This is a genomic window from Streptomyces sp. NBC_00464 (assembly GCF_036013915.1).
In the GTDB taxonomy this organism is placed as follows: Bacteria; Actinomycetota; Actinomycetes; order Streptomycetales; family Streptomycetaceae; genus Streptomyces.
Genome location: NZ_CP107899.1, coordinates 1,585,793 through 1,598,207 on the forward strand (window position 1 = coordinate 1,585,793; position 12,415 = coordinate 1,598,207).

At 70.3% G+C, this 12,415-nt stretch carries 11 protein-coding genes; 5 read left to right on the top strand and 6 right to left on the bottom strand.

Annotated elements, in window-relative coordinates:
• Positions 1-144 precede the first annotated feature (144 nt).
• From OG912_RS06735 to OG912_RS06755, 5 genes are all read left to right on the top strand, one after another.
• Complete coding sequence (locus OG912_RS06735) at positions 145-636, top strand: Lrp/AsnC family transcriptional regulator (RefSeq protein ID WP_326739069.1); 492 nt, start codon at positions 145-147, stop codon at positions 634-636.
• Positions 621-2,000: an aspartate aminotransferase family protein gene (locus OG912_RS06740; RefSeq protein WP_326657597.1), complete on the top strand. Its 1,380-nt coding sequence runs from the start codon at positions 621-623 to the stop codon at positions 1,998-2,000. Before OG912_RS06735 ends, OG912_RS06740 begins: the two co-directional genes overlap by 16 nt.
• Positions 2,001-2,256: 256 nt before the next feature.
• Positions 2,257-2,994, top strand: a complete 738-nt coding sequence (locus tag OG912_RS06745; protein ID WP_327708602.1) for an ABC transporter ATP-binding protein — start codon at positions 2,257-2,259, stop codon at positions 2,992-2,994.
• Positions 2,976-4,160, top strand: a complete 1,185-nt coding sequence (locus tag OG912_RS06750; RefSeq protein WP_327708603.1) for a hypothetical protein — start codon at positions 2,976-2,978, stop codon at positions 4,158-4,160. Before OG912_RS06745 ends, OG912_RS06750 begins: the two co-directional genes overlap by 19 nt.
• A gap of 48 nt (positions 4,161-4,208) precedes the next feature.
• Positions 4,209-5,330 (top strand): LOG family protein, encoded by a 1,122-nt coding sequence (locus OG912_RS06755; RefSeq protein ID WP_327708604.1) that lies wholly within the window; start codon positions 4,209-4,211, stop codon positions 5,328-5,330.
• 11 nt (positions 5,331-5,341) lie between these two features.
• Here the strand turns inward: OG912_RS06755 and OG912_RS06760 are convergent, their stop codons facing one another.
• The 6 genes from OG912_RS06760 to frr all read right to left on the bottom strand — a co-directional run bounded on the left by OG912_RS06760 (position 5,342) and on the right by frr (position 12,287).
• Positions 5,342-6,367, bottom strand: a complete 1,026-nt coding sequence (locus OG912_RS06760) for an ABC transporter ATP-binding protein (protein WP_327708605.1) — start codon at positions 6,365-6,367, stop codon at positions 5,342-5,344.
• 2 nt (positions 6,368-6,369) lie between these two features.
• Complete coding sequence (locus tag OG912_RS06765; RefSeq protein ID WP_327708606.1) at positions 6,370-7,983, bottom strand: ABC transporter permease; 1,614 nt, start codon at positions 7,981-7,983, stop codon at positions 6,370-6,372.
• An 86-nt stretch (positions 7,984-8,069) separates the two neighbouring features.
• A complete protein-coding gene (locus tag OG912_RS06770) occupies positions 8,070-9,173 on the bottom strand; it encodes a thiamine ABC transporter substrate-binding protein (protein WP_327708607.1) in 1,104 nt (367 codons plus the stop codon).
• Between the two features lie 259 nt (positions 9,174-9,432).
• Positions 9,433-10,539 (bottom strand): 23S rRNA (adenine(2503)-C(2))-methyltransferase RlmN, encoded by a 1,107-nt coding sequence (rlmN, locus tag OG912_RS06775; RefSeq protein WP_326739062.1) that lies wholly within the window; start codon positions 10,537-10,539, stop codon positions 9,433-9,435.
• 105 nt (positions 10,540-10,644) lie between these two features.
• Positions 10,645-11,730 (bottom strand): phosphatidate cytidylyltransferase, encoded by a 1,086-nt coding sequence (locus OG912_RS06780; RefSeq protein ID WP_327708608.1) that lies wholly within the window; start codon positions 11,728-11,730, stop codon positions 10,645-10,647.
• Positions 11,730-12,287 carry a ribosome recycling factor gene (frr, locus tag OG912_RS06785; RefSeq protein WP_024488459.1) on the bottom strand — a complete coding sequence of 186 codons (558 nt, stop codon included), beginning with the start codon at positions 12,285-12,287 and terminating at the stop codon, positions 11,730-11,732. Before frr ends, OG912_RS06780 begins: the two co-directional genes overlap by 1 nt.
• Between the last annotated feature and the right edge of the window lie 128 nt (positions 12,288-12,415).

Here is a 12,415-nt window from a genome sequence, read left to right on the forward strand (position 1 = left end):
GACGCCCAGCCTAGTCGCATGGGTAACGGTTTCGACATACCCACCCGCCGCCAACTTCGGATTCAGTGAGATACGAGCCCCTCGACAACGAATTTCATCGATTGAGGGTTGCGAGACAGACGAGTCCCGGTGCAGAGTGGCTCCGTGGCCAGTCGCAGCGCAGACTCCAGGACAGGGAACGGATCGTCCCCAGCGGTCGATGCCGTGTCCCTCGCAATCATCGAGCAGCTCCAGGAGGACGGGCGCCGCCCGTACGCCGCGATCGGCAAGGCCGTGGGCCTCTCCGAGGCGGCCGTGCGACAGCGCGTACAGAAGCTGCTCGACCAGGGCGTGATGCAGATCGTCGCCGTCACCGACCCGCTCACCGTGGGATTCCGGAGACAGGCCATGGTCGGGATCAATGTCGAGGGCGACCTCGACCCCGTCGCGGAGGCCCTGTCGGCCATGACCGAATGCGAGTACGTGGTGATGACCGCGGGCTCCTTCGACCTGATGGTGGAGATCGTCTGCGAGGACGACGACCACCTGCTGGAGACGATCAACAAACGCATCCGGGCCATACCCGGTGTGCGCTCCACCGAGAGCTTCGTCTACCTCAAGCTCAAGAAGCAGACCTATATGTGGGGAACCCGATAGCCGTGAGCAAGGACCTCAGCCGGACCGCGTACGACCACCTGTGGATGCACTTCACCCGCATGTCGGACTACGAGAACGCGCCCGTTCCCACCATCGTGCGTGGCGAGGGCACCTACATCTACGACGACCAGGGCAAGCGCTATCTCGACGGGCTGTCCGGCCTGTTCGTGGTCAACGCCGGCCACGGCCGTCACGAGCTCGCCGAGGCCGCGTACAAGCAGGCACAGGAGCTCGCCTTCTTCCCGGTGTGGTCCTACGCCCACCCGAAGGCCGTCGAGCTGGCCGAGCGCCTCGCCGACTACGCCCCGGGCGACCTCAACAAGGTCTTCTTCACCACCGGTGGCGGCGAGGCCGTCGAGACCGCCTGGAAGCTGGCCAAGCAGTACTTCAAGCTCAAGGGCAAGCCGACCAAGTACAAGGTCATCTCGCGTGCGGTCGCCTACCACGGCACCCCGCAGGGCGCCCTTTCCATCACCGGTCTGCCGGCCCTCAAGGCCCCCTTCGAGCCGCTGGTCCCGGGCGCCCACAAGGTGCCCAACACCAACATCTACCGCGCCCCGCTCTTCGGTGACGACCCGGAGGCCTTCGGCCGCTGGGCCGCCGACCAGATCGAGCAGGAGATCCTCTTCGAGGGCGCGGACACCGTCGCGGCCGTCTTCCTGGAGCCCGTACAGAACGCGGGCGGCTGCTTCCCGCCCCCGCCCGGCTACTTCCAGCGCGTCCGCGAGATCTGCGACAAGTACGACGTGCTGCTCGTCTCCGACGAGGTCATCTGCGCCTTCGGCCGCCTCGGCACGATGTTCGCCTGTGACAAGTTCGGCTACGTGCCGGACATGATCACCTGCGCCAAGGGCATGACCTCGGGCTACTCGCCGATCGGTGCCTGCATCATCTCGGACAGGCTCGCCGAGCCGTTCTACGAGGGTGACAACACCTTCCTGCACGGCTACACCTTCGGCGGCCACCCGGTCTCCGCCGCGGTCGGCCTCGCCAACCTCGACATCTTCGAGCGCGAGGGCCTCAACCAGCACGTCCTCGACAACGAGAACGCCTTCTTCACCACGCTCCAGAAGCTGCACGACCTGCCGATCGTCGGCGACGTCCGCGGCAACGGCTTCTTCTACGGCATCGAGCTGGTGAAGGACAAGGTCACCAAGGAGACGTTCACCGACGAGGAGACCGAGCGCGTCCTGTACGGCTTCCTCTCCAAGGCGCTGTACGACAACGGCCTGTACTGCCGGGCCGACGACCGCGGCGACCCGGTCGTCCAGCTCGCCCCGCCGCTGATCTCCGACCAGTCCACGTTCGACGAGATCGAGGGCATCCTCCGTTCCGTCCTGACGGAGGCCTGGACGAAGCTCTGACCGCTAGCCCGGACGGCCCCCTCGGCCGGCACCGGCTTGACCACCGCTTGACCGTCCCGCGACGGCCCGCCGGCGGTCATTTCATACGGTCCACGCGGCCCGGATGCGCCCATTCGAGTGGGAAGAAGCGCACCCGGGCCGCGTGCTGTGCGCACACCGCGATCCGAATCCTTACGGTGCCGAGTGACCGATCGGCCCCGCCTTCGTTCCCCCGTACGGGGGAACGGGATATCTGATCTGAACCGAGGTGTACGCCATGGTGGCCCCGCCGGACAACGACGTGATCTGGGCGCGTTCCCTGCAGCACTCCCACAACGGCTCACCCGCGCTCGGCGGTATCTCCCTGGGGATCCGCGACGGCGAGATCCTCGCGGTGACCGGCCCGCGCGGCAGCGGCAAGACGACCCTGCTGCACTGCCTCTCCGGCCAGCTGGTGCCCCAGCAGGGGGAGGTGTGGTTCAACAGCGTCCCCGTCCACACCATGGGCCCGCGACTGCGCGAGCGGCTGCGCCGCGACAAGTTCGGCTGGATCGCCCCGGAACCCCAGCTCGTCCCGGAACTGAACACCTGGGAGAACACCGCCCTGCCGCTGCTGCTGCGCGGCGCCTCGCACCGGGAGGCCAAGAAGGCCGCCATGGAGTGGCTGGAGCGCCTCGACATCGGCATGTGCGCACGAAAGCGGCCGCACACCCTCCAGCAGGCCCAACGGCAGCGGATCTCGGTGGCCCGCGCACTGGCCGCCGCACCCTCGGTGATCTTCGCCGACGAGCCGACCGCCACGCTGCACCGCACCGACCGCGCCCACGTCCTGCGCACCCTCACCAGCGCGGCCCGTTCGCACGGCATCACCGTGGTGCTCGCCACGCACGACGCGGAGATCGCCGCACTCGCCGACCGCGTGGTGCCGCTGCTGGACGGACGCCGGGTCGCCACGGTCGCCCTGCCCGCCGTGACCGACACGGAGGGCCGCGCGGCGTGCTCGCTCTCCGTCTAGCCCGCGGTTCCCATCCGCTGGTCCTGATGCGGCGGCTGCTCGTCGCGGCCGCCTCCGCCGGGGTCGGCTTCCTCCTGCTGTGCACGCTCGGCTACGCATCGGGGCACCCGGCGCACTCCGCCGGCTCCGTACTGCGGCTGCTGTGGTGCTTCGTACCGCTGGCCGCCACGGTGCAGTTCGCGGTCGCGGTCGCGCGTACGGACCCGAGCACCCGGCCACGCGCCGGACTGTCCGCCGTCGGCCTCGGCCCGGTGCGGCTCAGCGTGCTCGCCGCGGTCTCCACCGCCATCTCCTGCACCCTCGGCTCGATGGTGGCGCTGCTCTTCTTCCTCCACCTGCGCGGCGACCTGTCCGGGCTGCCCTTCGACGGTGCGGCTGCCGGGCTGCTCGACGCGGACGCCCCGCTGCCCCTGGCCGCCGTCCTCGTCCTGCTGACCCTGGTGCCCGCGGCCGCGGCGACAGCGAGCGCGCTGGCGCTGCGCAACGGTCCGGCGCGGGCCGCGAGCACGCCGGAGGACGCCGAGGGCCTGCTGCCCGAGGAGCAGATCCCGGCCCCGGCGGCGCCGCCCGCCGGGCTCCCCTGGGGCGTCGCCCTGACCGCCGCCGGACTCGCCGTCGAGGCGTACGCGAACCGCGGTTCGACCGGCAGCCCCTTCCCGCTCCCCGGCAAGCTCGACGCCACACCCGCCTGGGTACTGGTGGGATGGACCCTGACAGCGATCGGCCTCGCCACGGCCGGTCCGGGGCTGACCTTCCTGTGCGGGCGGCTGCTGCAGGCGGTGCGCCCCGGAGCCGTACGGCTGCTGGCGGGCCGGGTCCTGATGGACGAGGCGCAGCGGATCGGCCGGCCGCTGGGGGTCGTCTGCGCGGTCCTCTCGGCGGTCATCGCCGCGTTCGCGCTGTACGGGACGGGCCCGCGCCCCTTCGGCCCGCTCACCGCACTCGGCGCGGTGCTCGTCATCGGCTGCACCACCGCGACGCTTCTGACGTCGGCGCTGGAGGCGAAGCAGGCCCGTGCCGACACTGCGCGCGCACTGCTGCGGCTCGGCGCCCCGGCCTCGGCGCTGCGCGCGGCGACCGCCCTGCGCGCGGCCGCGCTGCTGATCGTGTTCGCCCCGCTGACCTGGGCGATCGCCGAGCTGGCCGCACTGCCGCTGACCGCCTGAACGGATTCCGGCCGGGGCGTGGCCCCGGCCGGTCCGTAGCATGAGGGCGTGGAGAACCCCGAGGACACCTCCCCCGCGCCCGGAACCGAGATCGAGTCGCTCGCCGAGTTCGACGCGGCGGCCGCCGCCGGTTCGCTTGCGGGCCACCGCGTCCAGTCCGTCGACCTGACGGACCGCAGCGCGGCGCTGCTGACCGCCGACACCTCCGGCGCCGTGTTCCTCGGCTGCCGGATGGAACCCGGCGCGGCCGAGAAGGTACGGGCGGACGGCGCGGTCGTCTTCCCCCCGGTGCCGGGGCTCCCCTTCGACCCGTACCGCGGTGTGCTCTACTCCCCCGACGCGCTCTACGACGGGCTGAGGAAGAGCGGTTACGAGGCGACACCCGACGCCCGCGCCTACCGCTGGTTCCAGCGGACACGGTCGAACGGTGACGCGTTCGCGTCGATGCTGCGCGCGCTCCACGACGACGCGGTCTCCGACGCGCTGGCCGAACTCCTCGCCGGCGCCCGGGTCGTCGGCGTGATGGGCGGCCACGCGACGCCTCGCGGCAGCGCCCCGTACGCGTCCGCCGCCCGCCTCGGCAGGACCCTGGCCCGCAGCGGCCTGACGGTGGCCACCGGCGGTGGGCCGGGCGCCATGGAGGCGGCGAACCTCGGCGCCTACGCGGCCCCGCACCCCGACCCGATGCTGGACAAGGCCTGCGAACTCCTGGGCACGGCACCCTCGTTCACCCCGTCGGTCACCGACTGGGCGCTGGCGGCGTTCGCCGTACGGGAGCGCTGGCCGGACGGCGGTGGCTCCGTGTCGATCCCCACCTGGTTCTACGGCCACGAACCGCCGAACCCGTTCGCCGGCCACATCGCCAAGTACTTCGCCAACGCCCTGCGCGAGGACGGCCTGCTGGCCCGCTCGACCGCCGGCGTGATCTTCCTCCCGGGCGCGGCCGGCACCGTCCAGGAGATCTTCGACAGCACCACCCCGAACTACTACCAGTCGCGCGGCGAACCATCGCCGATGGTGCTGGTGGGGCGCGACCACTGGACGCGGGAACTCCCCGCGTGGCCACTGCTCCGGGCCCTCGCGGCGGGCCGGCCGATGGAGTCCCGTATCGCGCTCGTCGACACGGTGGAGGAAGCCCCCGAGGCGCTCGCGCGGCTGTCGGAGCGGTAGCGACGCGTCGGTCAGAAAACGGCGGGCAGCACGACGCTCTCCGCCGCGGCGAAGGTCACACCGACCCGCGCGCCCTCGTCCGGAGTCCTGTTCAGCGGGCACTCCGCGTCCAGGACCGGCCCGTGCTCGGGCTGCAGCTTCACCGCGACGTGGTTGCCGCGGAAGGTGCGCGCACCCACGGTGCAGGGCAGTCCGTCCTGCGGGGCGCCGATCATCACCCCGGCCGGCCGCACCAGCAGATCGCAGGCCCCCTGCGGTGATCCGGCGGGCACCGGCACCTTGCCCCAGTCCGTATCGGCGGCCTCACCCGTGACCGTGGCCTCCACCACGTTGTCGAAGCCGAGGAAGCGGGCCACGAAGGCGGAGGCGGGGCGCTGCCAGACCTCCAAAGGGGTGCCCACCTGAGCGATGCGTCCGTCGCGCATCACGACGACCCGGTCGGCCAGCGCGAAGGCCTCGCCCTGGTCGTGGGTGACAGCGAGCACCGTCGTACCCAACCGGGCGAAGAGCGTGCGCAGTTCGACGACGAGGCGTTCGCGCAGACTGCGGTCCAGCTGGCCGAGGGGTTCGTCCAGCATCAGCAGCTTGGGCCGGGGGGCGAGGGCCCGTGCGAGGGCGACGCGCTGCTGCTCGCCTCCCGAGAGCGCGGCCACGGCGCGTCGTTCGGCGCCGGGGAGCCCCACCAGGTCCAGGAGTTCGGCGACCTTGCGGTCCTGTTCGCGCCGGCTCACGCCGTGCATCCGCAGCCCGAAGGCGACGTTGGCGCCGACGTCGCGGTGCGGGAACAGCTGGTGGTCCTGGAACATCAGGCCGAGTCCGCGCCGATGAACGGGCACGCCGTCCTGGTCCGCGTCGTCGAGCAGCACCCGCCCGCCGTCCAGGTGCTGGAGTCCGGCGACCACCCGCAGCAGTGTCGACTTCCCGCTGCCGCTCGGCCCCAGCACACAGACGATCTCGTGCTCGGCGACCTCCAGATCCACCGCATCCAGCGCCGCCCGCTCGCCGAAGCGCACCGTGGCCGAATCGAGTGTCAGCATCTCTAGAACTCCCCGGATCGGTCGGTGCGGATACGTTCGAGCAGCAGCAGCGAGACCGCGCACACGAGCATCAGGATGGTGCTGAGAGCCATCGCCTGGCCGTAGTTGAGCTCCCCGGACCGGCCCAGCAGCCGGGAGACAGCCACCGGGAGCGTCGGGTTGTCGGGCCGTGCGATGAAGACCGTGGCGCCGAACTCACCGAGCGACACCGCGAACGCGAAGCCCGCCGCGACCAGCAGCGCCCGGCGCACCAGCGGCAGGTCCACCTCGCGCCAGGCCCGCAACGGCGAGGCGCCGAGCACCGCGGCCGCCTCACGCAGCCGGCCGTCGACCGCTCTGAGGACCGGGAGCATGGTGCGTACGACGAAGGGCACCCCGACCAGGGCCTGGGCGAGCGGCACCAGGATCCAGGAGGTCCGCAGATCCAGCGGCGGTTTGTCGAGGGTGATCAGGAAGCCGAAGCCGACGGTGACGGCGGAGACCCCGAGCGGCAGCATCAGCAGCGCGTCGAAGCCCCGGACGAGCCGGCCCGCCTTCCTGGTCAGGGCCGCCGCGGCCAGTCCGCCGACCACCAGCGCGATGAGGGTCGCGACCACGGCGTAGCGCAGCGAGTTCACGATCGCTTCCAGCGGCGCGACCAGGAACGTACCGCTGTTCATCTCCGCCGACGCCAGCGCCCGGTAGTACGCGAAGCCATGGCCTCCCGACACGTCGAGCGACCGCTCCACGAGGACGGCGAGCGGCAGCAGGATCAGTACCAGCACCGTCAGAAGCACGCCGCCGAGCAGCGCCCACTGGCCCGCGCCGCGCGGCCTGCGGGCGGTCTGCGCCGGATCGACCAGCTTCAGTGCGGTCTCCCTGCGCCGTACGGTCCAGGCGTGCACGGCGAGGATGGCGCCGACCGCGGCGAACTGCACCAGGGTCAGGACCGCGGCCGTGGGCAGGGCCAGCAGCTGCGCGGTCTGCCGGTAGATCTCCACCTCCAACGTGGAGAATCCGGGGCCGCCCAGGATCTGGACGACGCCGAAGGAGGTGAAGGTGAAGAGGAAGACCATCAGCGCGGCGGCGGCCACGGCAGGGCCGAGCGCGGGGAGGGTGACCCGGCGCCAGGCGGCGAACCGTCCGGCGCCCAGGACCCGCGCGGCCTCCTCCTGCCGGGGGTCGAGCTGCGACCAGAGCCCGCCGACGGTGCGTACGACGACGGCGTAGTTGAAGAAGACGTGTGCCAGCAGGATCGCCCACACCGTGGTGTCGAGCCGTACGCCCCACACCTCGTCGAGCAGCCCGCCGCGCCCCAGCAACGCAAGGAACGCGGTACCCACGACGACGGTCGGCAGAACGAACGGCACCGTCACGATCGCCCGCAGCAGCTGTTTGCCCGGGAAGTCGAACCGGGCGAACACATAGGCGCCCGGCAGGGCAATCAACAGGGTCAGCGCGGTCGAGGCGAGGGCCTGCCAGAGCGTGAACCAGAGGACATGCTGGATGTCCGGCCGGCTCAGCACCTCGCCGAACCGCCCGAACTGCCACACGCCGTCGGCCTTGAGCCCGCGCCCGACGATCGCGACGACGGGGTAGGCGAAGAACAGCGCGAAGAACGCGACGGGCACGGCCATCAGGCCGAGCCGAGCCGCTCCCCCGCGCAGCGACCGGGCGCGCGCGGACTTCCCGCGCGCGCCCGGTCCGCGTACGGGAGTCTTCGCTACTTCACTACGAGCGAGGACCATGACTGGACCCACTGCTCACGGTTCTTGGCGATCTCGTCCGGGGCGACGGTCGTCGGCTTGTCGACCGTGGCACCGAACTTCGTGAAGAGGTCCGGCACCTTCGCGCCCTTGGTGACCGGGCTGACGAACATGTTGAGCGGCATGTCCTCCTGGAACTTCTTGCCGATCAGGAAGTCCAGCAGGGCCTTGCCGCCCGCCTCGTTCTTCGCCCCGTCGAGCAGACCGGCGAACTCGATCTGGCGGAAGCACGTTCCGGTGGCGACGCCGGTCGGGGCGGTCTTCGGCTGCGGGTCCGCGTACAGCACCTCGACGGGCGGGCTGGAGGCGTAGCTGACGACGAGCGGCCGGTCCGCCTTGGCCTTCTTGCCGCCGGCGGAGCCGGAGAACTCCTCGTTGTACGCCTGCTCCCAGCCGTCGACGACCTTGACGCCGTTGTCCTTCAGCTTCTTCCAGTAGTCCTGGTAGCCGTCCTCGCCGTAGGTGGCGACGGTGCCGAGGAGGAAGCCGAGGCCGGGCGAGGAGGTCGCCGCGTTCTCGGTGACGAGGAGGTCCTTGTACGCGGGCTTCGCCAGGTCGTCGAAGGTCTTCGGCGGCGCGAGCTTCTTGTCGGCGAAGTACTTCTTGTCGTAGTTGATGCAGATGTCGCCGGTGTCGACCGGGGTGACCCGGTGCTTCCCGGCGTCCAGCTGGACGTCGGCCGCGACCTGGTCGATGCCCTTGGCCTTGTACGAGGTGAACAGGCCGTTGTCGAGGGCGCGGGAGAGCAGGGTGTTGTCCACGCCGAAGAACACGTCGCCGCGCGGGGAGCCCTTGGTCAGGATCTCCTGGTTGAGGGCGGCGCCGGCGTCACCGCTCTTCAGTACCTTGACGGTGTAGCCGGTCTCCGCGGTGAACTCCTTCAGTACGTCCTTGGAGGCGTTGAAGGAATCGTGGCTGACGAGGGTGACGGTCTTGGAGCCGGAGCTCCCGGTGGGTCCGGAGCCGGACGCCGAGTCGTCGGAGCTTCCGCAACCGGCGAGCGCGGTCGCGCCGAGCGCGACGGCGACGGCCGATACCGCGATCTTCTTGGTGGTGCTCATGTGATTCCTCCTGGGGGTGACCAGGAAGAGACGCGGCCCTGCCCGCGCCGGTGGAGAACCGGAAGCGGGCAGGGCGCAACAGCTTGAGTAAGGTCCGAACTTCCTACCCGGAATGACCCGGGCGAGGTTCAGAGGGTCTGCGGCCAACCTGTCCTTGGTGCCGCACTCTCAGCGCTGTGGCGCTCCCCTGTCGGAATATGAAGTTGATTTCGAGCTGTGAAGTTGTTTTCGAGCCCAGGCTACACGCCCGGTTTCGGCCTCAGCGCTCGGATGCCGCCAGCTGTCCGCAGGCCCCGTCGATCTCCTGGCCACGCGTGTCCCGGACGGTCACCGGCACCCCGTGGGCGGCGATCGCCTCTACGAACGCCTTCTCGTCCTCGGGCCGCGAGGCGGTCCACTTCGAGCCGGGCGTCGGGTTCAGCGGGATCAGGTTGACGTGGACCCGCTTGCCCTTGAGGAGCCGGCCGAGCCGGTCGCCCCGCCAGGCCTGGTCGTTGATGTCGCGGATCAGCGCGTACTCGATGGAGATGCGACGGCCGGACTTCTCCGCGTACTCCCACGCGGCGTCCAGCACCTCGCGCACCTTCCACCGGGTGTTCACCGGCACGAGGGTGTCGCGCAGCTCGTCGTCCGGGGCGTGCAGCGAGACGGCGAGACGGCACTTGAAGCCCTCGTCGGCGAAGCGGAGCATCGCGGGGACGAGGCCGACGGTGGAGACCGTGATCCCGCGCTGCGAGAGCCCCAGCCCGTCGGGCTCGGGGTCGGTCAGCCGGCGGATCGCGCCGACCACGCGGTTGTAGTTGGCGAGCGGCTCGCCCATGCCCATGAAGACGATGTTGGAAAGCCGGGCCGGGCCGCCCGGGACCTCGCCGTCACGCAGCGCGCGCATGCCGTCGACGATCTGGTGGACGATCTCGGCGGTCGAGAGGTTGCGGTCGAGACCGGCCTGTCCGGTGGCACAGAACGGGCAGTTCATGCCACAGCCGGCCTGCGAGGAGATGCACATCGTGACGCGCTCGGGGTAGCGCATCAGGACGGACTCGACCAGCGTCCCGTCGTGCAGCTTCCACAGCGTCTTGCGCGTGGTGTCGTCGTCGCAGCTGATGTGCCGGACCACGGACATCAGGTCGGGGAACAACGCCTCGGCGAGCTTGTCCCGCGATCCGGCCGGAATGTTGGTCCACTCCGACGGGTCGTGCGCGTACCGCGCGAAGTAGTGCTGCGAGAGCTGCTGCGCGCGGAAGGGCTTCTCGCCGGTCGCGGCGACGGCTTCCTTGCGCTCGGCGGGCGTGAGGTCGGCGAGGTGCCGCGGGGGCTTCTTGGCTCCGCGGGGCGCGACAAACTGGAGTTCTCCGGGCTTAGGCATGGTTCTTCCAGTGTCGCAGACAGAACAGTGAGGGCCCGCCGCCCTGTGGACAACGGACCCTCACTCGTAAAAAACGCAGGTCAGACGGGGTGATCCAAGAGCTTCTCAGCCGGATCCGACGAAAATCACCAGCAACAGCCAGACCACCGGTGCGGTCGGCAGGAGCGAGTCCAGCCGGTCCATGATCCCGCCGTGCCCGGGGAGGAGCGTGCCCATGTCCTTGATCCCGAGGTCACGCTTGATCATGGACTCGCCCAGGTCGCCGAGGGTGGCGCTGGCGGCGACCGCGAGGCCGAGCAGCAGGCCCTGCCACCAGGAACCGTCGTCGATCAGGAACTGCATGCACAGCGCACCGCCCACCATCGCGAAGGCCACGGCTCCGAACAGGCCCTCGCGGGTCTTTCCGGGGCTGATGCGCGGTGCGAGCTTGTGCTTGCCGAACCGCCAGCCGACGGCGTACGCCCCCGTGTCGCTGACCACGGTCAGCAGCAGGAAGGTCAGGACCCGCTGAGGTCCGTCGTCGGCGGTCAGGAGCATGGCAACGAAGGTCGCCAGGAACGGCACGTAGAACGCGGCGAAGACTCCGGCCGTGACGTCCCGGAGGTAGCCCTCGGGCGGCTCGGTCATCCGCCAGACGAGCACCGCCAGGGCGGTCAGGGCCATGGCGATCCACGCGCCCTCGGCACCTCGCGCGTAACCGGCCACGACCATGGCCGCGCCACCGATCGCGAGCGGAACGAGGGGCGCCTTGATGCCCTTGCGCTCCTCCAGCCGGGAGGTGAGCTCCCACAGACCCACGACGACGGCGACCACGATCACACCGACGAAGACGGCCTGGACGATGAAGAGCGAGGCGACGACGACGGCACCGAGCCCGACGCCGACTCCTATGGCAGCTCCCAGATCACGGCCCGCACGTTTCTTCTGCGGGGGTGGCGGCGCGGTCGACATGGGCTCCTGCGGCTTCTCGTCACGGAACAGGGGGCCGCCGCTCAGGCGTCCGGCCCCCTGGTCCCGGTCATCACTGCTCTCAGCGTCTCTACCTGCGTCGGGAACGTCCGGCACGATGGGCATGGGCCGAGTCTGCTGGGCTTCATGCACATCGTATGCAGGACCCGCCGGAGCGGCCCGCATCTCGGGCGCAGCCCGGTGGCCGGCGCCCTGCGGGACGCCCCAGGAAGAGTCGTTCATCAGACTTCGAGCAGCTCGGCTTCCTTGTGCTTCAGCAGCTCGTCCACCTGCGCGACGTACTTCGCGGTGGTGTCGTCGAGCTCCTTCTCGGCGCGGCGGACCTCGTCCTCGCCGGACTCCTTGTCCTTGACCAGCTTGTCCAGGGTCTCCTTGGCCTTGCGGCGGACGGCCCGGATCGAGATCTTGGAGTCCTCGGCCTTGGTCTTCGCGACCTTGATGTAGTCGCGACGACGCTCTTCGGTGAGGTCGGGGAAGTTCACCCGGATGATATTGCCGTCGTTGCTCGGGTTGACGCCGAGGTCCGAGTCGCGGATGGCCTGCTCGATGTTGCGCAGCGCGGTCTTGTCGAACGGCGTCACGACGGCCATACGGGGCTCGGGCACCGAGAACGAGGCGAGCTGGTTGATCGGGGTCAGCGCGCCGTAGTAGTCGGCGACGATCTTGTTGAACATCGCCGGGTGCGCACGGCCGGTACGGATCGCGGCGAAGTCCTCTTTCGCGACGACGACGGCCTTCTCCATCTTCTCCTCGGCCTCGAGGAGGGTTTCTTCGATCACCACGTGCTCCTGCGTGTCTTGAGTGGGCCCGGCATGCTCGGGCCCGGCGGATCCTGCGTCGCGTCCTCACCTGCACGGTGTCCGACCGGCAGGCCGTTGTCCATCGTCCGGGGCCGTCCCGCGGCCCC

Coding starts and splice junctions, on each gene's coding strand:
- OG912_RS06745 (WP_327708602.1), top strand. CDS start 2,257: ATGGTGGCCCCGCCGGACAACGACGTGATCTGGGCGCGTTCCCTGCAG.
- OG912_RS06760 (WP_327708605.1), bottom strand. CDS start 6,367: ATGCTGACACTCGATTCGGCCACGGTGCGCTTCGGCGAGCGGGCGGCG.
- rlmN (WP_326739062.1), bottom strand. CDS start 10,539: ATGCCTAAGCCCGGAGAACTCCAGTTTGTCGCGCCCCGCGGAGCCAAG.
- OG912_RS06765 (WP_327708606.1), bottom strand. CDS start 7,983: ATGGCCGTGCCCGTCGCGTTCTTCGCGCTGTTCTTCGCCTACCCCGTC.
- OG912_RS06780 (WP_327708608.1), bottom strand. CDS start 11,730: ATGAACGACTCTTCCTGGGGCGTCCCGCAGGGCGCCGGCCACCGGGCT.
- OG912_RS06770 (WP_327708607.1), bottom strand. CDS start 9,173: ATGAGCACCACCAAGAAGATCGCGGTATCGGCCGTCGCCGTCGCGCTC.